General features: G+C 64.5%; 25 protein-coding genes. 12 read left to right on the forward strand and 13 right to left on the reverse strand.

All coding sequences use genetic code 11. The features are described from left to right. Positions 1-157 precede the first annotated feature (157 nt). Positions 158-1081, forward strand: coding sequence for a bifunctional 5,10-methylenetetrahydrofolate dehydrogenase/5,10-methenyltetrahydrofolate cyclohydrolase (locus DY201_RS22870; RefSeq protein ID WP_115733941.1), 924 nt, complete (start codon positions 158-160; stop codon positions 1079-1081). A gap of 44 nt (positions 1082-1125) precedes the next feature. Here the strand turns inward: DY201_RS22870 and DY201_RS22875 are convergent, their stop codons facing one another. From DY201_RS22875 to DY201_RS22915, 9 genes are all read right to left on the reverse strand, one after another. Next, positions 1126-1926: a L,D-transpeptidase gene (locus tag DY201_RS22875; RefSeq protein ID WP_115733212.1), complete on the reverse strand. Its 801-nt coding sequence runs from the start codon at positions 1924-1926 to the stop codon at positions 1126-1128. A 93-nt stretch (positions 1927-2019) separates the two neighbouring features. Further along, on the reverse strand, positions 2020-2331 hold the full coding sequence (locus DY201_RS22880) for a putative quinol monooxygenase (RefSeq protein WP_115733213.1): 312 nt from the start codon (positions 2329-2331) through the stop codon (positions 2020-2022). Positions 2332-2458: 127 nt separating this feature from the next. Then, complete coding sequence (glcF, locus tag DY201_RS22885; RefSeq protein WP_115733214.1) at positions 2459-3784, reverse strand: glycolate oxidase subunit GlcF; 1326 nt, start codon at positions 3782-3784, stop codon at positions 2459-2461. Between the two features lie 24 nt (positions 3785-3808). Further along, positions 3809-4186, reverse strand: coding sequence for a DUF4870 family protein (locus tag DY201_RS22890; RefSeq protein WP_115733215.1), 378 nt, complete (start codon positions 4184-4186; stop codon positions 3809-3811). Continuing rightward, the gene (gene glcE / locus DY201_RS22895) at positions 4183-5436 is read right to left on the reverse strand and encodes a glycolate oxidase subunit GlcE (RefSeq protein WP_115733216.1); all 1254 of its coding nucleotides are present in this window, start codon (positions 5434-5436) and stop codon (positions 4183-4185) included. Before glcE ends, DY201_RS22890 begins: the two co-directional genes overlap by 4 nt. A gap of 199 nt (positions 5437-5635) precedes the next feature. Further along, positions 5636-6064: an endonuclease domain-containing protein gene (locus DY201_RS22900; protein WP_115733942.1), complete on the reverse strand. Its 429-nt coding sequence runs from the start codon at positions 6062-6064 to the stop codon at positions 5636-5638. A 79-nt stretch (positions 6065-6143) separates the two neighbouring features. Beyond that, positions 6144-6722, reverse strand: coding sequence for an ASCH domain-containing protein (locus DY201_RS22905; protein ID WP_115733217.1), 579 nt, complete (start codon positions 6720-6722; stop codon positions 6144-6146). Then, complete coding sequence (locus DY201_RS22910; RefSeq protein WP_115733218.1) at positions 6722-8218, reverse strand: FAD-linked oxidase C-terminal domain-containing protein; 1497 nt, start codon at positions 8216-8218, stop codon at positions 6722-6724. Before DY201_RS22910 ends, DY201_RS22905 begins: the two co-directional genes overlap by 1 nt. Positions 8219-8388: 170 nt before the next feature. Next, positions 8389-9711: a DUF3422 family protein gene (locus DY201_RS22915; RefSeq protein ID WP_115733219.1), complete on the reverse strand. Its 1323-nt coding sequence runs from the start codon at positions 9709-9711 to the stop codon at positions 8389-8391. Positions 9712-9907: 196 nt separating this feature from the next. Here DY201_RS22915 and DY201_RS22920 point away from each other — a divergent pair, with 196 nt between their 5' ends. Both DY201_RS22920 and DY201_RS22925 read left to right on the forward strand, forming a co-directional pair. Continuing rightward, positions 9908-10702 (forward strand): FCD domain-containing protein, encoded by a 795-nt coding sequence (locus tag DY201_RS22920; RefSeq protein WP_115733220.1) that lies wholly within the window; start codon positions 9908-9910, stop codon positions 10700-10702. Positions 10703-10707: 5 nt separating this feature from the next. Beyond that, entirely contained in the window at positions 10708-11439 is a 732-nt protein-coding gene (locus DY201_RS22925; protein ID WP_245432149.1) for a metallophosphoesterase family protein, read from the forward strand. 1 nt (position 11440) lies between these two features. Here the strand turns inward: DY201_RS22925 and DY201_RS22930 are convergent, their stop codons facing one another. Both DY201_RS22930 and DY201_RS22935 read right to left on the reverse strand, forming a co-directional pair. Next, positions 11441-11581, reverse strand: a complete 141-nt coding sequence (locus tag DY201_RS22930) for a hypothetical protein (protein WP_165915765.1) — start codon at positions 11579-11581, stop codon at positions 11441-11443. 275 nt (positions 11582-11856) lie between these two features. After that, positions 11857-12555: a type 1 glutamine amidotransferase gene (locus tag DY201_RS22935; protein WP_115733222.1), complete on the reverse strand. Its 699-nt coding sequence runs from the start codon at positions 12553-12555 to the stop codon at positions 11857-11859. Positions 12556-12631: 76 nt separating this feature from the next. Between DY201_RS22935 and DY201_RS22940 the strand changes: the two genes are divergently transcribed. Both DY201_RS22940 and DY201_RS22945 read left to right on the forward strand, forming a co-directional pair. Beyond that, the gene (locus DY201_RS22940; protein WP_115733223.1) at positions 12632-13300 is read left to right on the forward strand and encodes a hypothetical protein; all 669 of its coding nucleotides are present in this window, start codon (positions 12632-12634) and stop codon (positions 13298-13300) included. 31 nt (positions 13301-13331) lie between these two features. Continuing rightward, on the forward strand, positions 13332-14063 hold the full coding sequence (locus DY201_RS22945) for a 16S rRNA (uracil(1498)-N(3))-methyltransferase (protein ID WP_115733944.1): 732 nt from the start codon (positions 13332-13334) through the stop codon (positions 14061-14063). On the opposite strand, the gene DY201_RS22950 is transcribed toward DY201_RS22945, so the two are convergent. Further along, a complete protein-coding gene (locus DY201_RS22950) occupies positions 14064-14975 on the reverse strand; it encodes an alpha/beta hydrolase family protein (RefSeq protein WP_115733224.1) in 912 nt (303 codons plus the stop codon). It lies immediately after the preceding gene. Between the two features lie 77 nt (positions 14976-15052). Between DY201_RS22950 and DY201_RS22955 the strand changes: the two genes are divergently transcribed. The 6 genes from DY201_RS22955 (at position 15053) to DY201_RS22980 (ending at position 19806) form a co-directional block, all read left to right on the forward strand. Further along, positions 15053-15628, forward strand: a complete 576-nt coding sequence (locus DY201_RS22955; RefSeq protein ID WP_115733225.1) for a TetR/AcrR family transcriptional regulator — start codon at positions 15053-15055, stop codon at positions 15626-15628. A gap of 190 nt (positions 15629-15818) precedes the next feature. After that, positions 15819-17192: a glutamate--cysteine ligase gene (locus DY201_RS22960; protein WP_115733945.1), complete on the forward strand. Its 1374-nt coding sequence runs from the start codon at positions 15819-15821 to the stop codon at positions 17190-17192. A 75-nt stretch (positions 17193-17267) separates the two neighbouring features. Continuing rightward, positions 17268-18176, forward strand: coding sequence for a DUF937 domain-containing protein (locus tag DY201_RS22965; RefSeq protein ID WP_115733226.1), 909 nt, complete (start codon positions 17268-17270; stop codon positions 18174-18176). 18 nt (positions 18177-18194) lie between these two features. Continuing rightward, positions 18195-19016 carry a helix-turn-helix domain-containing protein gene (locus tag DY201_RS22970; protein ID WP_115733227.1) on the forward strand — a complete coding sequence of 274 codons (822 nt, stop codon included), beginning with the start codon at positions 18195-18197 and terminating at the stop codon, positions 19014-19016. Positions 19017-19091: 75 nt separating this feature from the next. Then, a complete protein-coding gene (locus DY201_RS22975) occupies positions 19092-19445 on the forward strand; it encodes a VOC family protein (RefSeq protein WP_115733946.1) in 354 nt (117 codons plus the stop codon). 1 nt (position 19446) lies between these two features. Continuing rightward, positions 19447-19806, forward strand: coding sequence for a DoxX family protein (locus tag DY201_RS22980; protein ID WP_115733228.1), 360 nt, complete (start codon positions 19447-19449; stop codon positions 19804-19806). Positions 19807-19948: 142 nt separating this feature from the next. Here DY201_RS22980 and DY201_RS22985 read toward each other — a convergent pair whose 3' ends face one another. Then, on the reverse strand, positions 19949-20239 hold the full coding sequence (locus tag DY201_RS22985; RefSeq protein ID WP_115733229.1) for a DUF1127 domain-containing protein: 291 nt from the start codon (positions 20237-20239) through the stop codon (positions 19949-19951). 178 nt (positions 20240-20417) lie between these two features. On the opposite strand from DY201_RS22985, the gene DY201_RS22990 reads away from it, so the two are divergent. After that, on the forward strand, positions 20418-21374 hold the full coding sequence (locus tag DY201_RS22990; protein WP_115733947.1) for a LysR substrate-binding domain-containing protein: 957 nt from the start codon (positions 20418-20420) through the stop codon (positions 21372-21374). Positions 21375-21381: the final 7 nt, after the last annotated feature.

The raw sequence follows: 21381 nt of genomic DNA on the forward strand, positions 1-21381 counted from the left end.
TTTCGCATCGCGTGACGGCGGCTGGAAATCTCACTCCGCGGCAAATTTCAGGAAAAATTGTTTAACATGGATGAAATTTGATCGGATCAACCCTTTTCATCCCGGGCGCGCCGAAGTATCCCGTTCCAAGCCGATGATGACCTGCGAAGGAAGACATATGCCGCCGCTCGACGACAACCGCTATCTCAAAGGCGGCCCCGTGGCCGCCCGCATCATCGCCGAAGTCCGCGCCGCCGCGCAGCAGGCGACGGATGAGGGTTTCCGCCCCAAGCTCGTATCGATCACCGTCGGCGACGTCGCCGCTGTCGACGTCTATGTCCGCAACCAGCGCGCCAAGGCCGAGCTGGCCGGCATCGACTTCGAGGAACGGCGGTTTCCGGCGGAGCTGACGGCAGGCGAACTGGAAGCGGCGATCCACGGCATGAACGCCGACCCGCGCGTCACCGGCATCATCATCCAGCGGCCGGTCCCGGCGCACATCCCGATCAAGGCGATCCAGGCGGCGGTGCATCCGCTGAAGGACGTCGAGGGCATGCACCCGGCCTCGATCGGCAACATCGTCTACAACCAGCTCGACCTAGCGCCGTGCACGGCCGCGGCCTCGGTCGAACTGCTGAAGGCGACCGGACTCGACCTCAAGGGGCTTGAGGTGGTTGTCGTCGGGCATTCGGAGATCGTCGGCAAGCCGATCGCCTTCCTGTTGATGAGCGAAGGCGCCACCGTCACGGTGTGCCATCACATGACGCGCTCGCTGGCAGCCCATGCGCGCCGCGCCGACGCGCTTTTCGTCGCCGTCGGCAAGCCCAGGCTGATCAAGGCCGACATGGTCAAGCCCGGGGCCGCAGTCATCGACATCGGCATCAATTCCGAGACGCTGCCCGACGGTTCGAGCCGCATCGTCGGCGACGTCGACACCGAAAGTGTGAAGGAAGTGGCGTCGTGGATCACGCCGGTGCCGGGCGGCGTCGGGCCGGTGACGGTGGCGATCCTGCTGCGCAACACCATGGTGGCGCTCAACCGCCAGCGCGCCGTCTATCGCGCGACGTTCGGAACTGCCGAGGCAACGCTGGCCGCCGAATAGGGCTTTGCGCCGGGTTCGCGCCGGCGCGCCCCACCCTACAGGTGCTAAAGCCGCCAGCTGTCCTGCTGTATCGGCTGCTGCGCCACCGGATTGGCAACCATCTGCAGCCCGTTGGTGACGACGATCGGCGTGCCGTCAGGCACGCGCCCGTAGAGGTCGATGACGTCCTGGTTGATCAGGCGGACACAGCCCGATGACACCGACTTGCCGATGGATGCCCATTCGGGCGAGCCGTGCAGGCGGTAGAGCGTGTCCTTGCCATCCTGGAAGATGTAGAGTGCGCGCGCGCCGAGCGGATTCTGCACACCTGGCTGCATGCCGCCCTCCCACTCGTTCTTTCCGGGGATCTGGCGGGCGCGATACTTTTCCAGCTCAGGCTGGCGGTCGATCATCTCGTTCGGCGGGAACCAGCGCGGCCAGGTCTGCTTCCATTCGATGACGCCGCGGCCGGCCCATTCGAAGCCGGCCCGGCCGAGGCCGACGCCATAGCGGATCGCCTCGCCATTGTCGGCGACGACATAGAGGAAATGGCCGGCCGTATCGATGACCACCGTTCCTGGCGCTTCGCCGGTGGGGTCGGTCACGACCTGGCGGTAGTAGCGCGGATCGATCTTCTTGAAGGGTACGCCCGGAATGTCATAGCCATTGTCGTTGACCGGCGCATACATCATCTCAGGGTCGGCGAAAGACGGATCGTTGCGCATGGTGGGCGGCGGGGGTGCAGCAGGAAACGACGGTTCATAAGCCACCCGTTCGCTGCGCGTCGTCGAGCATGCCGACAGGACGGCCGATGCTGCGCCAGTTGCTGCCAAGGCCAGCAACCTGCGGCGGGTGAATGTCGGCATAGAGGCTTCCAATGCGATTTCGATCTGTTGCAACGCACGGAGCCTTCGCACGTTCCACCCGCCAAGTTCAATCCCGAACGGTCGAGGCTCTGGTCAACTCTGGTTGTAGTCGCTGCGCATCGGCTGCCACATCGAGATGTCGCGCGGTGCGGCCAACAATTCCTCCAGAGCTGCGTGCCATTCCTCGCGATAGGGCCGCTTGAGCTGCACATCCAGCACATCCTGGTGATCAGCCCAGGTTTCGTGCAACAGGAAACGGTTTTCGTCGGCCGGGTCGCTGTGCAGCGTCGCGCTGACGAACATCGGCTCATGGCGCATCGTGTCGAGCACGCCATTGATCAGCTTGAGGTAGCGGGCGCGCTGTTCGGGGCGGACGTCGAAGCCGATGATGTAGGTGACGCTCATTGCAGTTTCCTCTGAATTGTCCGGCAAGGCGCCGTCCGAATGACGAGGAAAATGCCAGAGCCGCGCGCGGCTTCAATGACCTCAGAGGTAATAGGTTCGATTTACTGCGTGCCAGATTGGCTGGTGCTCACTCGGCCATTGCCAACCTCGCCTCGGGCACCCCGGCCGGCTTCTCGCCGCCATAGGCCCAGTCGAGCAGCTTGACCGTGTGGATCACCGGCATGTTGGCGGCCGAAGCAATCTGGGTGATGCAGCCGATGTTACCGGTGGCGACGATCGCCGCCCCCGTGGACTCGATGTTCTTGACCTTGCGCTCGCGCAGCTTTGCCGAAATCTCCGGCTGCATGATGTTGTAGGTGCCGGCCGAGCCGCAGCAGAGGTGGCCTTCGCGCGGCTCCTTGACGACGAAGCCGGCACGGGCAAGCAGGTCCTTGGGCTGGCGGGTGATCTTCTGGCCGTGCTGCATCGAGCACGCCGAGTGATAGGCGACGGTCAGGCCGGGTTTGCGCTGAGGTTCGGGCAGGTCGAGGGTGACAAGATACTCGGTGATGTCCTTGGCCAAGGCCGAAACCCGCGCCGCCTTTTCGGCATAGGCCGGGTCGAGGCGGAGCATGAAGCCGTAGTCCTTGATGGTGGTGCCGCAGCCGGAAGCGGTGATGACGATGGCATCGAGCCCGCCCTTTTCGATCTCTTGCGTCCAGGCATCGACATTCTGCCTGGCCTGATCGAGTGCTGCTTCTTCACGGCCCATGTGGTGGGCGAGTGCGCCGCAGCAGCCCTCGCCCTCGGGCACGACGACCTCGATGCCGAGCCGGTTGAGCAGCGACACCGTCGCCTCGTTGATGCCGGGGTCGAGCACCGGTTGGGCGCAGCCGGTGAGGATGGCAACACGGCCGCGCACGGCCACCTTCGGCGCGTGCACGCCCGGCTTTTCCAGCGACGATGCCACCGGCACAGAAGCAGGTGCCAGGCGGAGCATGGCAGCGATGGGCTTGAGCGCAGCTACCTTGTCGAAGGCACCGGCAAAGGGCCGGCCGAGCTTCGCCAGCTTGAGGGCGGCACGGAAGCGGCCGCGATGCGGCAGCACCAATGCCAGCAGTGCGCGCGTCAGCCGGTTGGCCAACGGACGCTTGTAGGTCTTCTCGATATGGGCACGGGCATGATCGACCAGATGCATATAGTTCACGCCGGAGGGGCATGTGGTCATGCAGGCGAGGCAGGACAGGCAGCGATCGATGTGGGTGACGATCTCCTTATCCGCCGGACGGCCGTTCTCCAGCATGTCCTTGATCAGGTAGATGCGGCCACGCGGCGAATCCAGCTCGTTGCCGAGCGTCACATAGGTCGGGCATGTCGCCGTGCAGAAGCCGCAATGCACGCATTTGCGCAGGATCTTCTCCGATTCCTGGACATGCGGATCGGCAAGCTGGGCTGTGGTGAAATTGGTCTGCACGGCGTTATGACACTCTTTCGGTGGCTAGATCAGCCAGCTTTCGGGGTTCTTGATCGGCTCGCCGCGGCCCAGTGCCTGCAGGCCGATGATGCAGCGGACGATGAACCAGACGGCGACAGCGAACATCAGGATGAAGCCGATGAAGACCATCATCAGCACGAAGGACACGAGCGCATAGATCAGGCCGATCCAGAAGGTGCGGATCAGCCATGTGTAGTGGCTCTCGACGAAGCCACCTGCCTTACCCCGGTTCATGTAGGCCAGGACGATGCCGACAATACCGCTGATGCCGATCACCAGGCCAGCGAGATAGAGGATGTAGATGACCTGGACGTTGGTTGGGCCTGGATCGAGCCAGCGGTCGGTCTGGCGCGGGGTGAAATTCGGCTGCGGATCGCTCATGATGGGGCTCCCTCTGTTGCTCCTATAGAGGTAGCAGAGTTGGACGAATGCACCATCCTGCCCGGGTTGAGGATGGCTTTCGGGTCGAACTCGGCCTTGAGGCGCGCCGAAAGGGCTGCCAGCGCCGCCGGCTGCGGCTCGAAGACTGCCACGGAGGCGCGCCAGGCGGGGGTGGCGCGGACCAGCGTGGCATGGCCGCCGCCAAACTGCCTGATCAGACCACGCAGCAGATCCGCTTCCGGCTCGCCTTCCATGCGCAGCCAGACGAGGCCGCCCTGCCAGTCATAGAAGGCATCGCACGCCGCCTGCATGCGCAGCGCCAGCACCATATGATGGGCATTGGCCGGCGGCATCGAGATGCGCCAGACCGGCTTGTCATTGCCGTCGGCGAATGGCCTGACATCGCGGACATCACGCCAAAGCGTGCGCGACGCGTCCTCGGCGACCTCCTCGAGGGGGCCGGCATTGCCGAGCATCTGCCTGAGCTGGCCGAGGCGGTAGGCGACCGAGGGGCCGAAACCCTCGACGCGCAGCAAGGTCGCCGGGTCGCCGCCGAGCTTGCCGTCAAGCACGGTAGCCGCCATGCGCTCGGGCAGGTGTGCCGCGGACGACACCTCGGCGCTGGAGCCCATGGCAATCGACATAGCGGCCGTGGCGTCGTCGTCGAGCAGGCCGCGGATGACCAGCGTGGTCTCGGTCTCGGCCGCGGGCAAAACCTTGAAGGTGACGTCGGTCGCCACCGCCAGCGTGCCCCAGGAGCCGGCCATGGCCTTGGACAGGTCGTAGCCGGTGACGTTCTTGACCACGCGCCCACCCGACTTGAAGGCCTCGCCGCGCCCGGAAACGGCGTGGATTCCGAGGATGTGGTCGCGGGCAGCCCCCGCCTTGAGCCGACGCGGTCCGGCGAGGTTGGCTGCGAGCACGCCGCCGATGGTGCCGCGGCCCGGCGCGTTCCCCAGCAGCGGGCCATAGTCCATGGGCTCGAAATCGAAGCGCTGGCCATTGTCGGCGAGCAGCTTCTCGATCTCGGCCAGCGGCGTGCCTGCCCTGGCCGACAGCACCAGTTCGGCCGGCTCGTAAAGCGTGACGCCGGTAAGCTTCGAGAGATCCAGGGTGTGCTCGGCCTGCTGCGGCCGGCCGATGGCGCGCTTGGAGCCGTGGCCGACGATTTCGAGCGGCGCCTCTTCGGCGGCTGCCCATTGGACGGCGGCGAGGATGTCGGCTGATGTGGTGGGGGTGAAGGTGGTCATGGTGTGCGTGTCGCCCCTCTCCGCCTCGCTGCGCTCGGCACCTCTCCCCAGAGGGGCGAGGAAACTAGATTCTGCAATGTCGCGCCATGTATCGGCTCGACAGCTTGAACCGGCGTCGAAACTGGCGACGCTGCAAGGCTTGGCTTCCTCGCCCCTTTGGGGAGAGGTGCCGAACGCAGCGAGGCGGAGAGGGGTCCGATCATAGAACGTCTCCCGCTTCCAGTCGCGCCAGGACGAACCTGAGATCCGCTACCGCAACGTCCACATTCAGCTGTGCGGCCAGGGCTGCAAGGATCGTTGAACAGATGCTCGCCCTTGCCTTCACCGCATCCGCGCTGGAGAAGCGCAGAACCGAATAGCCCTGCACTGGCATGAACTCGTCACGCTGGCGATCGTAATCGCTGTCTGTGTGCTGCGAACCATCGAGTTCTACGACGAGCTTTGCGGTTCGACAGGCGAAGTCGGCGAAGTACGGCCCCAGCGGCATCTGGCGAACAAATTTGTGGCCGCCCAGGCGCTTGGCCTTGAGCTCGTCCCATAGCAACGCCTCGGCCGTGTTGTCGCGATGCCTGAGGGCCCGGGCACGACGATTTATCTCGTCTGGTCGGCGACGGGTCGCGTGCGTCATCGCCCCTCTCCGCCTCGCTGCGCTCGGCACCTCTCCCCGGAGGGGCGAGGAAGCCATGCTGAAAAAGCCCTCACCGCGATCACAAACGATGCTCCCGCAGCTTTTCGAGGGCTGCCGCGCCGCGCGGGGACAGGCGGTAGCCAATGTCGAGGCTTTCGGTCAGGCCGAATTCCTTGAGCTTGCGCACATCCCGCTTGAATTTGAGCTTCTCGACGCCGAGGCGTTCGGCAAGTGTGGCGGCTGCCACTTCAGGGCATTGGCCGATGAGGCGAAGGATCGAGGGGAAATAGGCTGGCACCGTGCTGTCCCATTTGGCGAAGCGGGCGGCGAGCACGTGCCAGTCGTCATCGCTGAGGTCGGCCGCCGCGCGCAGCGCCAGCCTGTTGTCTGGCTCGATGCCGTCGAAGGCAATGCGATAGAGGGTGCCGTCAGCGCGCAAGTCGTCGATCAGTCCAGCACGGTCCGCGTAGCCGGCGGCGCGGGCGTGGCCGTCGGAGATGGTCGCTTCGTCGACATGCTCGACCGCGCCGATGCGGACGACGCCGATCGCCGTGCGCAAGCCGGTGCCAGCCTTGACGGTAGGCTTCTGCCACCGGCGGAAGGCGAGTGTGATGTCGCCGCGCCTGATGCCTTCGAGGGTCGCCTGCTTCAAAAGCATCAGAACCTCGGAATGTCGGGAAAGGCCACCTGCCCGCGGTGGACATGCATGCGGCCAAGCTCGGCGCAGCGGCGCAGTTGTGGGAACACCTTTCCCGGGTTGAGCAGGTGGTTGGGGTCGAAGGCGCATTTGACCCGCATCTGCTGGTCGAGGTCGATGTCGTTGAACATCTCCGGCATCAAGTCGCGCTTTTCGACGCCGACGCCATGCTCGCCGGTCAGCACGCCGCCGACCCTGACGCAGAGGCGAAGGATGTCGGCGCCGAAGGCCTCGGCCTTTTCGAGCTCGCCCGGCTTGTTGGCATCGTAGAGAATCAGCGGGTGCAGATTGCCGTCGCCGGCGTGAAAGACGTTGGCGACGCCGAGGCCATATTGCTCGGACAGCTCGCGCATGCCGGCCAGCACGCGCGGCAGTTCCTTGCGCGGGATGGTGCCATCCATGCAGTAATAGTCAGGCGAAATGCGGCCGACAGCGGGGAATGCCGCCTTGCGACCGGCCCAGAAGGTCAGCCGCTCCTGCTCCGACTGCGATATGCGGCAGGTGGTGGCGCCGTTGCGGTTGGCGATCGCCTCGACCAGACCGATCAGGTGGTCGACCTCGACGGCGGGTCCGTCCAGTTCGACGATCAAAAGCGCCTCGGATTCGAGAGGATAGCCGGCATGAACAAAATCTTCGGCGGCGCGGATTGCCGGGCCATCCATCATTTCCATGCCGCCGGGGATGATGCCGGCGCCGATGATGTCGGCGACGCATTGGCCGCCCTCTTCGCTTGAGGGAAAACCGATCAGCAGCGCGCGTGCCGTCTCGGGCTTCTTGAGGATGCGGACGGTGACCTCGGTGACGACGCCGAGCAGTCCCTCCGAACCGGTCATGACGCCGAGCAGGTCGTAGCCCTCGGCGTCAAGATGCTTGCCGCCGAGGCGCACGACCTCGCCGTTCATCAGCACCATCTCGATGCCGAGCACATTGTTGGCGGTAAGCCCGTATTTCAGGCAGTGCACGCCGCCCGAATTCTCGGCGACATTGCCACCGATGGAACAGGCGATCTGCGACGATGGATCGGGGGCGTAGTAGAAGCCGTCGAGTTCCACTGATGTGGTGATGCCGAGATTGGTGACACCGGGTTGGGCTGTGACGGTGCGGTTGGGATAGTCGATCTCGAGAATGCGGTTGAAGCGGCTCATGACCAGCAACACGGCATCTTCCAGCGGCAGCGCGCCGCCCGACAGCGAGGTGCCCGAGCCGCGGGGCACGACGCGGATGTTGCGCTCGTTGCAGTATTTGAGCAGGCGCGAAACCTGGGCGACCGTCTCCGGCAGGACCACGACCAGCGGCAGCTGGCGATAGGCGGTAAGGCCGTCGCTTTCGAAAGCGCGCATCTCGTTGATCGTGTCGACCACACCCTCGCCCGGCACGATGATGCGCATGTCGGCGACGATCTCGGCGCGGCGGGCAAGCGTTGCCGCATCGGGCTTGGGCATCAAAATGCCGGACATCGGTCACCTCGGTCGACAACTGGTAAAAAGCTTTTACCAGTTGGTGCCGATGCATGCAAATCGAACGAAAGTCGTTAGCCGGGTCAGGTGGACCGGCGGCCTTCGCAGCGTCAATCTGCCGCTGGCCCTAACCTTCCGCTATTGCTCTGGGCGCTTGCCGCCGGGCGCAGCTACTCGCCCGCATGCAGCTTGGATTCGCTGTGGGCGCGGTGGACGCGGCGCACGCCCCACCAGACGAGCAGGACGGCGAGCGGCACGGCGGCGGCGGTGACGATCTCGGGTGCAAAGGCATGGTCGATGGCCGAGGCGCCCTTGGCGATATAGCCGACGAGGCCGACGACATAATAGGAGACGGCGGCGACCGACAGACCCTCGACCGTCTGCTGCAGGCGCAGTTGCAGCCGGGCGCGGTTGTTCATCGACGCCAGCAGGTCGCGGTTCTGCTTCTCGACCTCGACATCGACCCAGGTGCGCAAGAGCGTGGTGGCGCGGGTGAGTTTACGCGACAGGTTGGCCTGGCGCTCCTCGACCGAGCGGCAGGTGCGCATGGCGGGCGCGACGCGGCGCTTGAGGAAACCGGCCCAGGTGTCGTAGCCGGTGACGACCTCCTCCTCGAGCGCTTCGAGGCGCTCGCGGACGATGCCGTCATAGGCCTTGCTGGCGCCAAAGCGGTAGAGGCTCGAAGCGGCATCCGCCTCGAGTTCGGCGGCGAGTTCGGTGAGGTCGGCGAGCAGCGCCTGGCTGTCTCGCGTCTCTGTCGCCTTCATCTCGCGGGTTGCTTGGGCAAGCCGGTCCTCGATGCGACGGACGCGACCGGACAGCGACAGCGCCATCGGCAGGCCGAGCATCGCCAGCGTGCGGTAGGTCTCGATGTCGATCAGGCGCTGCGACAGCGCACCTGTCCGCGCCGGCGTCAGGCCACGGTCGAGGATGAGGATGCGGGTCATTCCGTCGCCATCCTGGCGGAAATCGGTGACGATACCGGCTGCACCGCCCTCGACAAGCGAGTAGCACAGGCTGGTCGGATCGAAGCTGGCGATCAGCTTCTCGTTGGCCGGCGTCCACTTGCGGATCTCCAGCCGGATGCCCGAGATGACCGTGCCGGGCGGGCTGAAGCCGTTGCCGAAGGGCGACTCTTCGTGCGAGCGGTCGCCTTCGTCGAGCGGGCCTTCCCACAAATAGGTCGAGAACTCGGTGTGACGCTCCCAGCGCAACGTGCCCTGCCCCCACTTCATGGCGTGATGGCGGGCCTGGCGGTCGGGTGCGGCGATGCCGAGGCGCCGGGACAGTTCGGACAGCACCGCATGGTCGACGGCGGATCCGCCTTCGGTCATGAACGAGAGCTGTACCAGAACGCGCGGGCTTTCGACTAGCGGATGCGGCCGCGAATGGACCTCGCCAAGCGCACCGGGACGCCCCTCATGGGCTGGAAAGCCCAGGACGCTGCCGGTCGAGCGCGGCAGGAACTCCAGTGATGACGGCTCGGCTGTCACTTCAGGCTCCCTCGATGCCAGACCTTCCTGCCTCTAGGTAAGTTTGCCGCCAGTGGCAAACGCCAACTTCAGGGGCAGCTGATACTGTGCCTCATGGCGTGCCGGGCTGGAAACCGCCGGACTGGATAAATAATTTGACCAGTCGAGGGGCGCCCTCCTATCCTTGCGGACAGGACAAAGTTTCCGGACAGCAGCATTGAGCGACATTTTTTCTAGGATCGAGCATTCGCGCACGGCCGACGAGGTGGTGCAGCAGATCGAAAGCCTGATCCTCGAAGGTGTGCTGCGCGCCGGCGACAGGCTGCCGGGCGAGCGCGAGATGGCGAAGCAGTTCGACGTCTCCAGGCCGATCCTGCGCGATGCGCTGAAGACGCTGGAAGCGCGCGGGCTGATGGTGACACGCCATGGCGGCGGCACCTCTGTCGCCGACGTCATCGGCGAGGTGTTTTCCAAGCCTGTGATGGAGTTGATCGTCAACCACCGCAAGGCAGCAGCCGACTATCTCGAATATCGCCGCGAGATCGAGGGGCTGGCCGCCGAATATGCGGCGCAACGGGCGACGGCAGAAGACCTCGCTTTGCTCGACGGCATCGTGGCGCGGATGGAGGCGGCGCACGCGCGTGCCGATCCGGCGGAAGAAAGTGCGGTCGACGTCGAGTTCCATCATGCGGTGGGCGAATGCGCCCACAACATCATACTGCTGCACACATTGCGCTCATGCTACAGGCTGCTGTCGGACGGCGTGTTCACCAACCGCCTGGTGGTGTTCACCGTCAGCGGCACGCGCGACGTGCTGCTCGAGCAGCACAAGGCGATCCATCGCGCGGTCGTGGCAGGAGACCCGGCCGCGGCGCGCAAGGCGGCGATGGACCACATCACCTATCTGGAGCGTGCCATGGCCGAGGCCGAGCGCAGCGGCGACTGGCAGCGTATCTCGCGCCTGAGGCTGAGGCAGCGCACCGACAGCACCGAGACGGGCCGGAAGCCGTGACTGGAATGCATTATCTCGACGCCCGCAGCCCCGACGGCATGCGTGTCTATGCCATCGGCGACATTCATGGCCATCTCGACCTGCTGCGCGACATGCATGAGCGTATCGCCGGGGAGATCGCGCGCGACAAGCCGGCGGACTGGCGCATCATCCACCTCGGCGACCTCGTCGACAGGGGCCCCGACAGCTCCGGTGTGATCGGGTTCCTGATCGCTGCGGTGGCGCGCGATCCGCGCAACATGGTGCTGGCGGGAAATCACGACGTCGGCTTCCTCGATTTCCTCGCCGAGCCCGACCCGGTTGGCCTGTTTGCCCGACATGGTGGTCGTGAGACCGCCCGGTCATATGGAGTGGATCTGCAAGTCGACAATGCCGCGTCGCTCGCGAGAGGCCATAGCGAACTGGCGGCAGCCGTGCCGGACAGCCATCAACGCTTCCTGCGCGCCCTGCCCCGGTCGGCGTCGTTCGGCGATTTCTTCTTCTGCCACGCCGGCATTCGCCCGTGCGTCGCACTCGATCGACAGGATCCGGAGGACCTCATCTGGATCCGCAACGAATTCCTGCGTTATCCCGAGTTGCACCCCAAGGTCGTCGTGCACGGCCACACACCGCAGGCCGAGCCCGAAGTGCTGGCCAACCGCGTCAATGTCGACACCGGCGTGTTCCACTCAGGCGTATTGACCGCGCTCGTCGTCGACGGCGCGGAAAAACGGCTGATCTCAGTGCGAACGGCCTGATTTAGCGGGCGGCTGCGGTGACGCCGTAGCCGTCGACCGCATGATGGTCGGCCGCGGCATCCGCGGCATAAATCCCGAAGCCGCCGAGCACGATTGCCGACAGCATGGCGAAGGACAGAAGCGCTGCTTTCAAGGGAGTCATCTCAGGTTGAGCTTCCTGCATCCTGCACGAATGGGGTTACGAATACGTTTCCGAAAAGTTTATGCCTGACCGCAGTCGCGCAGCATCACGGCCGTGCTTCTAGGGTGGTTCTGTATCGGGCTTGTGTCGCGCTGCACTCGGAGATGGTTCATTCGCGATACCATCGCCAGCTGGCGCCGAGCTGTCTTTAAAAAGGCTTCCGGGCACAATCCAGCCGGCAGATGACTATGCACTGCGGATTTTGTCCGACGTGCCAAAAATGTCACTAAAAATGGTCAGATGGCGGCGACCCAGGCACGCGACAGTGCCAGGCCAACCGCATCGGCCTCGGGGCCGTCGCGGGCGGCTTCGATTTCGTGGCGCCCGGCCCAATCGGGGTGGCGCCGGGCAATCGTATCGGCAAAGGCCTCGTTCCACTGGCGCACCAGCGGTCGGTCGGCCTCGAAATGGAACTGGATGCCGTAGCCGGCGCGACCGACGCGGAACGCCTGGTTGCCGGTGACCGAACTGCCGGCCAGCCTCACCGCATCCTCGGGCAAGGTGAAGGTGTCGTCGTGCCACTGGAAGATCGGAAAGCGCTGCGGCAATTCGCTGAAGACGAGATCGTCCTGGGCCTCATCGGTCAAGGTAATGCCGTGCCAGCCAAATTCGGTCGAGCCGCCAACGCGGTTGTGGCCGCCGAAGGCGCGCGCCAGGAGTTGGCCGCCGAGGCAGATGCCGAGCACCGCCTTGTCCCGTTCGACGAAGTCGCGCGCCAACTCCAGCAATTCGGGAAAGTAGGGCGAATGCGCATCGTCGCGGGCATTCTGGCCGCCGCCAAGCATGATCATCGCGTCATGGCTATCGGCGCTTGCCGGCAAGGCATCGCCGAGATGGGCATTGCGCTGGTCGATCACCGCCTCGACTTCGGCAAGGGCATTGCCGAGCTGACCAAGGCCGGTGCCTTCATAATTCTGGACAACGAGGACGCGCATCTCGGCCTTTCCGGCGGTGACAAAGTTGCGGCGAGCCCTATCATGCGGCTTGCACCGCAGCCAAGAAGGATCGGCTATGCCACTGCAGAACCGGGTCGACCCTTTCGGCGAAATTCACGCCACATCGGAGCGCGGCAGCTTCACCGGCAATCGCGGCATCATCCACGACCCTGAGACCCGGACCTTGCTCAACCGGCGCTGGGCGACCAAGGCGTGGATCACCTGCGCGCTCGAATTCAAGGGCGTGCGCCGTGTGCCGATGGGGCGCAACCGTCCCGGAAACAAGACCGGCTGGACCGAATTGTTCTTCCTGGACGAAGTGACGGCGCTCGCCGCCGGGCACCGCCCCTGCTTCTATTGCCGGCGCCAGCGCGCCAAGGCTTTTGCGGCGGCCTATGCCGGCGCCTTCGGCAAGGAGCATACGAATGTCGACGAGATCGACGCCCGGCTGCACCGGGAGCGGCTGGCTTCGCGCGGCCAGCCGGTCGAACTGGACCGGCACGGACTGCACCTGCTGCCTGATGGGGCGATGTTTTCGGATGGTGCTTCCGACTATGCCGTGCGCAGCGGCAAGGCACTGCGCTGGAGCTTCGCGGGCTACGATGCCGCACTCGGCTTCGACGACATTGCCGACACCGACATGTGCATTGTCACGCCGGCGACGACACTTGCAGTGCTGCACCAGGGCTATGCGCCGGAATGGCATCCAAGCGCCGAGCGGCTTTCGGCCGAAGCTGTCCCTTGACCGCTGGCGCGGCCTGCCGCATTGCTCGGCCATGCGCGCAAACTACAAGATGCAACGGCTGTTCGTGCCTGATGACCTCGCTTCCGGCGCGACCTTCGATGCCGATCCGCAGCAGAGCCACTATCTCGCCCATGTGCTTCGCCTCGGCGAAGGCGCGGAAGTCCTGCTGTTCAATGGCCGCGACGGCGAGTGGTCCGCAAGGATCGCGGGCAAGACCAAGAAGGCGGTGCGGCTCGAGGTTGTCGACCTGCAACGGCCGCAGCCCATTCATCCCGACCTCTTCTATTGCTTTGCACCGCTCAAGGTCGGACGGCTCGACTACCTCGTGCAGAAGGCCGTCGAGATGGGCGCAGGAACTTTGGTGCCCGTCATCACCCAGCACACGCAGATGAAGCCTGGGATCGACCGGCTGCGGGGGAACGCCGTGGAAGCCGCCGAGCAATGCGGCATCCTGGCCATTCCCGAGGTGCGCGAGACAGTGAAGCTGGAGCACCTTATCGCCGGCTGGGACAAGGAACGGCGGCTGATCTTCTGCGACGAGGACGCCTCGACCAACAATCCGATGGCAGCCTTGCAGGGCATCAAGGAGCGCAAGCTCGCCCTGCTGGTCGGGCCTGAGGGCGGTTTCTCCGACGACGAACGTCGCATGCTGCGCGCCCTGCCTTACGTGACCGCCATTCCGCTGGGGCCACGCATCCTGCGCGCCGACACGGCGGCAGTGGCGGCCCTTGCCGTCATCCAGGCTGTCATCGGCGACTGGTAATCAGCTGAGCACCTTGCCTGGCCACGGGTTAATGCCGTCGCGCAGCCACAACAGCGTGTCGAGCCAGAAGTCGGCCGCGTGTCGGCTGTGGAACAGGCCGAAATGGCCGATCGCCGGCCGGTCGAAATCTCCAGGCGAGAGCAATAGCTGTGTCGTGTTCGAACCGGTGTAGTAGCCGAGTGCACGGCGAACGGCCTGTGGCGTGCCGATTTCGTCATCGGCAACGCCGACGGCCAGGATGGGCGCCGTAACCGCAGCAAAGCGACGCAGGACATCGCCCCGTTCCGCCTCGGGGTGGCTCAACTCGATGCGCGCGCCACGAAAGCTCCACTCGTTGGCGACCCCCTTGGGCAAATCCTCCAGCCAGCCGAGCCGCTTTCCAGGAAAGTAGCCGCAGAGGGCGGTGATGACGGGCATCGCCACATGCCACTTGAGAAGCAGCCTAGGGCGGCGGGCGGCGGCATAATCGCGCCAATAGGCAAATTGCGCGCCAACGGTGAGCATGCGGGCGATGCCGGTGGCGGACTCCGCCAGGCCGGGCAAGACGCCGCCGATGCTGTGCCCCACCACCATCGATGGCGCGGCCGGATCGAGGCGTCTGGCCAGACGCAGCACCGCCTCGAAATCGCGTTCGCCCCAGTCGCGCCAGCGATGGCCACAACCGCGCAGGCGAACCGTCCGCGAAGCGCCGATACCGCGATAATCATAGGTGACGACGTCGAAGCCGCGACCGGCGAGAAACATGGCATAGCGATGATAGTAGCTGGCAAGCACGCCAGTGGCCGGATTGACGATGACGGTCCCGGCCTTTTCGCCACGCGCATGCGGCCAGATGTGGCCGCGCAGCACAACGCCATCGGCACACACGACCTCGATAGCTCTGGGCTCACTCACCAAAACTGCAATCGACATGGTGCACCTCGCTTTCCGCCTCGAGCGCTAGCGAATTCGGCTTTCCAATTACACTCACTAGTCAGTATACTTCGGCAATGAAAACCTCAGGGAAGCCGACCCGCGAGCGCATCATCGATGCGGCCTCGAAGCTGTTCTATGGCGAGGGCATCCGCGCTGTCAGCGTCGATGCCGTGGCCGAAAAGGCGGGGCTTACCAAGCGCACGCTCTATTATCACTTCCAGAGCAAGGACGAGCTGATAGCAGCCTATCTCGACGGCCGCGACCAGCCCAACCTGGGGCTGTTCCAGCGCTGGTTCGACGAGGCCGAGGGCGGGATCGATCAGAAAATTCGGATGATCTTCTGGCAACTGGCCAAATCCGCACGGCATCCCAGATGGAAGGGCTGCGGCTATCTGCGCACGGCAGCCGAACTGGCCACCATGCCCGGACACCCGGCGATCAAGACCGGCATCGCGCACAAGAAGCGGGTCGAGGCTTGGCTAGCCAGCGCCTTCGCCGCCGAGGGCGCCCGGTCGCCGGAGCTTTTGGCGCGCCAGATCATTCTGTTGCTGGACGGCTGTTTCGCCGTCGTGCTGCTCAACCGCGACCCCTCCTATATGGAAACGGCCGGCGAAGCTGCAGCAACGCTGGTGAAAGCGGCGCTAGCGTAAACCGGTCGCAAAAACCTTGGATTTGGGACGTGCAGTCCGCAACGGGACAATTCCAAGCATCAACATTTCACTATCGGCACCCGAAACGATCAATTCCTGTTGACGAAGGCTCAGGATTTTTCGCTTGATCGGCGAGCGCTGGATCGTCCATCAAGCGCCCGCGGTCCTTCCGCCTTCAGGAGAAGCATATATGGCGCGCGACACCACCGATTTCCGGCCTATCGAGGGGATGGACGAACTCGTCGACTATCTCGCAGCCGGCAACAAGCCGCGCGACAAGTGGCGGATCGGCACCGAGCACGAGAAATTCCCGTTCTATGTCGATGGCAACGCACCGGTTCCCTATGGCGGCGATCGCGGCATCCGCGCGCTGCTCGAAGGCATGCAGAAGACGCTTGGCTGGGATCCGATCATCGATGCCGGACGTATCATCGGGCTGGTCGAGCCGACCGGCCAGGGTGCGATCTCGCTCGAGCCCGGGGGGCAGTTCGAGCTTTCCGGCGCGCCGCTCGAAACGATCCACCAGACCTGTCGCGAGGGCAATGCGCATCTGGCACAGCTGCGCGAGATCGCCGAACCGCTTGGCATCCGCTTCCTCGGCCTGGGAGGCAGCCCGAAGTGGACGCTTCCCGAGACGCCGCGCATGCCGAAATCGCGCTACGACATCATGACCGCCTACATGCCGAAGGTCGGCACCAAGGGCCTCGACATGATGTACCGGACCTGCACCATCCAGGTGAATCTCGACTTCGAGAGTGAAGCCGATATGCGCCGCAAGATGCAGGTCTCGCTCAAGCTGCAGCCACTGTCGACGGCGCTGTTCGCCAATTCGCCCTTTACCGACGGCCGCCCCAACGGCATGCAGAGCTGGCGTGGCGACATCTGGCGCGATACCGACAACCAACGTTCGGGCCTGCTCGAATTCTGTTTCTCGCCGCAATTCGGCTTTGCCGACTATGTCGAATGGGCGCTCGACGTGCCGATGTATTTCGTCATCCGCGACGAGCAGTACCGCGACATGACGCACATCACCTTCCGTCAGTTCATGGCAGGTGCTGCGCGCAACGAGATTCCCCAGGGCATGCCGACGATGGGCGACTGGGCCAACCACCTGTCGACGCTATTCCCGGACGTGCGCCTCAAGCGTTTCCTCGAAATGCGCGGCGCCGACGGTGGACCATGGCGCCGCATCTGCGCCCTGCCGGCCTTCTGGGTCGGCCTGCTCTACGATCAGGCAACGCTCGATGCCGCAGAAGAACTGACCCGCAACTGGACCTACGCCGAAGTGCTGGCGATGCGTGACGCCGTGCCCGAGCAAGGTATCGCAGCACCGTTCCGCAACACCACGCAGCGCGAGATCGGCCGTGAAGTGCTGGCCCTGTCGCGCCAGGGGCTCGTCAATCGCGGCCGCAAGAACCGCGAAGGCTTCGACGAGGCCGGCTTCCTCAACACGCTCGACGAGGTCATCGCGCGTGGTACGACGAGTGCCGAGGAAATGCTCAGCGCCTACAACACGCGCTGGGGCGGTTCGATCGAGCCTGCGTTCCTGGAGTATGCCTACTAGGCGGCGAAAAGCCCTTCAATCGCCGCTGGAAACGCACTACGCTCCTCCTCGATCGATGATCCCGAGGAGGAAGAAATGCTGCCACTGTTCGAGATGCTGGCCAATGCCCAGAACGGCAATGGCGTCGAGGCGCTATCGCGCCAGTTCGGGCTGAGCCAGCAGCAGACGCAATCGGCGATCGAAGCGCTGATGCCGGCCTTCAGCCAGGGGCTGAAGCGCAACGCCTCCGATCCCTATGGCGTCGGCTCATTCCTGCAGGCGATGGCGAGCGGCCAGCACGCCAAGTATTTCGAGGACGCCAGTCGCGCCTTCTCGCCCCAGGGCGTCGACGAAGGCAACGGCATCCTTGGCCACCTGTTCGGTTCGAAAGAGCTGTCGCGCGCGGTCGCCGGCCAGGCGGCGCAGGCGACCGGCATTGGCCAGGACGTGCTCAAGCAGATGCTGCCTGTCATCGCCTCGATGATCATGGGCGGGCTGTTCAAGCAGACGACGGGCCAGATGCAGGCAGCGAGCGGCATGGGCGGCGGCAACAACCCGCTCGGCGAGATCATCGAGCAGATGATGAGGCAGGGTGGCGGCATGATGGGCGGCGGGCAGCAGCCTCGACAGGCCCCGCAGCAGACCCAGGCGCCCGATCCCTTCGACAACCCGTTCGGCAAGGTGCTGAAGGACATGTTCGGCGGCGGCCAGGGTCAGCCGCAGCCATCGCCGCGCCAGCAGGCGCCGCAACAGAGCCCCTATGGCGACAACCCGCTCGGCAAGATCTTCGAGGAGATGCTGGGCGGCGGCCGCGCCCAGCCTGAACCGCAGCCCCAAGCGCGCCAGCCGCAACCACAGGCAAATCCGAGCGGCCGGCCGCGCAATCCTTATGACGACCTGTTCGGCAAGATGTTCGAAACCGGCAGCCAACAGCGCGACGACTATCAGAAGGGCGTCGAGTCGATCTTCGACCAGTTCAGCAAGGGCATGGACAGGTATCGCTGAGCTAAGGCCTGGCGGTCGATGCGAACCTCGCCTGAGGCTTCAGCTTGTAGCGACGCGAACAGGCCGACGGTATCGGTGCTCGCCAATTGCCTCGGGCGCTACGACGAATTTGCACCGTTGCCAGGCCTCGACGCCCATTTCCAATGCGTTTGGACCAACGCCATCCCCAGGGATCATTTCGGGCCGGTCGCGGTCGTGCCGGACGGCTGCGTCGACCTGTTGTGGAAGGACGGACGGCTGGTGGTGGTCGGGCCTGACATCGTTGCGGCCAGTCCCGAGTTGGGTGGCGGGACGACAGTGCTGGGCATTCGATTCCGCCCGGGCGCGGCACTCCGCTGGCTGCGCACGCCGATGAGCACGCTCGTCGGCCAGGCGGTTGAACTCGCCGACGTATGGGATCGTGACGTAGCTCGCGAACTGAGCCTGCGGATCGGCGAGGCGCCGACCATCGAACGGCAGGCTGCCGTGCTGCAGCAACAGCTGCTCAATCAGTTGCCGGAACTGGAGCGCCCGGCGCAGGACGCAGGCGCGATCTTTGCGGCAATGGCATCGGGATCGGATGCAATCGCCGGCAGGATTTCGTCGCTTGTGGATCGGCTTGACATCAGCGAGCGCACGCTGAGGCGGCGCAGCCACGACTACTTCGGATATGGACCGAAGACGCTGGACCGTATCCTGCGTTTCCAGAACTTTCTTTCCCTGGTGCGCGCGCAAGGCAAGCAGCGTATGGCAGGCCTGGCCTATGAGGCCGGCTATGCCGACCAGGCGCATCTCGGCCGTGAGATCCAGACATTGTGCGGTATGACCGCCGGAAGCTTCGTGCGCCAGATAAGTGGCTGATTGGCCGTTTCGTTCAAGATTTCCGTCGCCCCGTCAGCTATCGGCGGCTATCCCAAGAAACGCAGGAGATTTGCCATGGGTACGAGCGGAAACGATCGCCGGATCGACAACATCGAATTCAACGTCAGCGACCTCAAGCGGTCGCGTGAATTCTACGGCAAGGCCTTCGGCTGGAGCTTCACAGACTACGGTCCGACCTATTGCGACTTCACCGATGGCCGCCTGACCGGGGGACTGACGACAGGCGGACCGGTCAGACCAGGCGGACCGCTTGTCATCCTTTATGCCGACGATCTGGCCGCAACACAGAGCCGCCTTGAGGCTGCTGGCGCCAGGATCGTCAAGCCGATGTTCGAATTTCCCGGCGGTCGACGTTTCCACTTCGCAGATCCCGACGGTTATGAACTGGCGGTCTGGTCGGCAAGTTGAGATGGCGACGATGGCCGCAAGCCTCGGCTTCATCCTGCTCGGTGGCGTCTTCGTCTGGGCCGGTACCGAGCATTTCTGGAACTTCCGCACTGTTACCGGCTACCTGACCGACAAAGGCCTGCCCGTAGCAGCAGTTCTGCTTGCTTTGGGCTCGATCGTCGAGATCATTGCCGGCCTCTGCCTGGCGATCGGCGTGATGCGTCCCTACGCGGCGGTGGCACTGATCCTGTTCACCATCGCCGCGACGTTGATGGCGCTCAATTTCTGGCGCTATACCGGCCCGGAGAGGCAGGGGTTGCGCTCGGCCTTCATCATCAACTTCGCTGTCGTCGGCGGTCTCATCCTCGCAGCGACAGCTTAGGAAGACCGTCGCAGATCTGATCTGAATACCGGAGGAGCCCCCAGATTACGAAAAAGCCCGGTCCTTGGGAGGACCGGGCAGCGTGCAGGCGAGGCCGGCGGGGACCGGCTGGGAGTGGGGAGCCTGCAAAAGCAGATTTCGGCTATGCGACGCGGCGCGCCATGACTTCGATGTTTTCGCTGCGCGCCTGCCTGATCGAGCGAAGACGCACGGTCGGGTCGGTGGCGAACGGCAGATCGACGGCCACACACAGGTCGCCGCGGGTCAGGCCGACATCGGCGAGTTCGGTGTCACTCAACTCGCCAAGGCGATAGAAGGCACGGCGATTTTTCCAGGCACGGAATAGATCGGCTGTATAGTTGACGATACGCATCGCATTCACCGGCCGAGCCGCGGAACGCGTCGTCTCAGTGGAATGGTCGAGCGTGGTCATGACGATCTCCTCTCAGATCGGGGACAAACGGGTCCCGTTCCGGTCGACGCTCCTTCAGCTGCCGCACCGGTTCCGATTCACATGCCTCATGTGGACAATGCGAGAGTGCCATCGGCATATTGATTAATCCAACGAATGTTTCTAATCTTTACCATCAATGTTCATGATGGAAACGTCGATGGCCGCTCCTCTCGATCTTGACCAGCTCCATACCTTCATCTCCATCGTCGATACCGGCAGCTTCACGCGCGCCGCCGACGAGGTGCACCGCACGCAGTCGGCAGTGTCGATGCAGATGCGCCGTCTCGAGGATCGCATCGGCAAGGCGCTCTTCGAAAAGGAAGGGCGCATGAACAAGCTGACCGAGGAAGGCGAGCGCCTGCTCACCTATGCCAGGCGGCTGCTGCACCTCAACCGCGAGACGCTGGCTGCCTTCGACGACAAGGCGCTGGAGGGTACGGTCCGCATCGGCGTGCCGGACGATTATGCCGACCGTTTCCTGCCCGAGATCATGGCGCGCTTCTCGCGCTCCAACCCGCGCGTCGAGCTGTCGGTGCTGTGCGAGCCCACCGTCAATCTCGCCGACCAGATTCGCCGCGGCAATCTCGACATCGCACTTGTGACCGAGTGCGTGGACACCCGGCCGAGCGAGATCGTGCGCAACGAACCGCTTCTTTGGGTGTCGTCGGCCAGCCACATGGTGCATGAGGAAACAATCCTGCCGATGGCTTTCGGCCGGCCGACCTGCCAGTGGCGACAGATGGCGACGGACCTGCTCCAGGCCAGCGGCCGCGAGTACCGCGTCCTTTTCACCAGTTGGTCGGCCAACGTCATCACCGCCGCCGTTCTGGCCGGGCTCGCCGTGTCGGTGCTGCCCGAATGCGCGCTGCGGCCGGGCATGCGCGTGCTGGGCGAAGCCGACGGTTTCGCCGCCCTGCCCGATTGCAAGATCGGCATCCTGCGCGGACATTCCAGCCGGCCGGACATCGTCGACGCGCTGGCGCGGCATATCTCGGAGAGCCTCGACAACATCTCGGTGCCGCTGACCGAGGAGAGCGGGACGTTCGATTTCGCGGCCCTTGCCGCTGCGCGCGGCCGACGGCTCAAGCCCAGCCACATCATGCCGGGATGGTAATCGGCAA

The sequence above is a fragment of the Aminobacter aminovorans genome (assembly GCF_900445235.1).
Classification (GTDB): Bacteria; Pseudomonadota; Alphaproteobacteria; order Rhizobiales; family Rhizobiaceae; genus Aminobacter; species Aminobacter aminovorans.

Excerpts from the sequence above, each read along its gene's own strand:
- DY201_RS22890 (WP_115733215.1), bottom strand. The coding sequence starts at position 4,186 with ATGAGCGATCCGCAGCCGAATTTCACCCCGCGCCAGACCGACCGCTGG.
- DY201_RS22900 (WP_115733942.1), bottom strand. The coding sequence starts at position 6,064 with ATGACGCACGCGACCCGTCGCCGACCAGACGAGATAAATCGTCGTGCC.
- DY201_RS22875 (WP_115733212.1), bottom strand. The coding sequence starts at position 1,926 with ATGCCGACATTCACCCGCCGCAGGTTGCTGGCCTTGGCAGCAACTGGC.
- DY201_RS22945 (WP_115733944.1), top strand. The coding sequence starts at position 13,332 with ATGCGCGCAAACTACAAGATGCAACGGCTGTTCGTGCCTGATGACCTC.
- DY201_RS22930 (WP_165915765.1), bottom strand. The coding sequence starts at position 11,581 with ATGACTCCCTTGAAAGCAGCGCTTCTGTCCTTCGCCATGCTGTCGGCA.
- DY201_RS22960 (WP_115733945.1), top strand. The coding sequence starts at position 15,819 with ATGGCGCGCGACACCACCGATTTCCGGCCTATCGAGGGGATGGACGAA.
- DY201_RS22870 (WP_115733941.1), top strand. The coding sequence starts at position 158 with ATGCCGCCGCTCGACGACAACCGCTATCTCAAAGGCGGCCCCGTGGCC.
- DY201_RS22990 (WP_115733947.1), top strand. The coding sequence starts at position 20,418 with ATGGCCGCTCCTCTCGATCTTGACCAGCTCCATACCTTCATCTCCATC.
- DY201_RS22955 (WP_115733225.1), top strand. The coding sequence starts at position 15,053 with ATGAAAACCTCAGGGAAGCCGACCCGCGAGCGCATCATCGATGCGGCC.
- DY201_RS22925 (WP_245432149.1), top strand. The coding sequence starts at position 10,708 with ATGCATTATCTCGACGCCCGCAGCCCCGACGGCATGCGTGTCTATGCC.
- DY201_RS22910 (WP_115733218.1), bottom strand. The coding sequence starts at position 8,218 with ATGTCCGGCATTTTGATGCCCAAGCCCGATGCGGCAACGCTTGCCCGC.
- DY201_RS22940 (WP_115733223.1), top strand. The coding sequence starts at position 12,632 with ATGCCACTGCAGAACCGGGTCGACCCTTTCGGCGAAATTCACGCCACA.
- glcE (WP_115733216.1), bottom strand. The coding sequence starts at position 5,436 with ATGACCACCTTCACCCCCACCACATCAGCCGACATCCTCGCCGCCGTC.
- DY201_RS22970 (WP_115733227.1), top strand. The coding sequence starts at position 18,195 with ATGCGAACCTCGCCTGAGGCTTCAGCTTGTAGCGACGCGAACAGGCCG.
- DY201_RS22935 (WP_115733222.1), bottom strand. The coding sequence starts at position 12,555 with ATGCGCGTCCTCGTTGTCCAGAATTATGAAGGCACCGGCCTTGGTCAG.
- DY201_RS22965 (WP_115733226.1), top strand. The coding sequence starts at position 17,268 with ATGCTGCCACTGTTCGAGATGCTGGCCAATGCCCAGAACGGCAATGGC.
- DY201_RS22980 (WP_115733228.1), top strand. The coding sequence starts at position 19,447 with ATGGCGACGATGGCCGCAAGCCTCGGCTTCATCCTGCTCGGTGGCGTC.
- DY201_RS22975 (WP_115733946.1), top strand. The coding sequence starts at position 19,092 with ATGGGTACGAGCGGAAACGATCGCCGGATCGACAACATCGAATTCAAC.
- DY201_RS22880 (WP_115733213.1), bottom strand. The coding sequence starts at position 2,331 with ATGAGCGTCACCTACATCATCGGCTTCGACGTCCGCCCCGAACAGCGC.
- DY201_RS22950 (WP_115733224.1), bottom strand. The coding sequence starts at position 14,975 with ATGTCGATTGCAGTTTTGGTGAGTGAGCCCAGAGCTATCGAGGTCGTG.
- DY201_RS22985 (WP_115733229.1), bottom strand. The coding sequence starts at position 20,239 with ATGACCACGCTCGACCATTCCACTGAGACGACGCGTTCCGCGGCTCGG.
- DY201_RS22905 (WP_115733217.1), bottom strand. The coding sequence starts at position 6,722 with ATGCTTTTGAAGCAGGCGACCCTCGAAGGCATCAGGCGCGGCGACATC.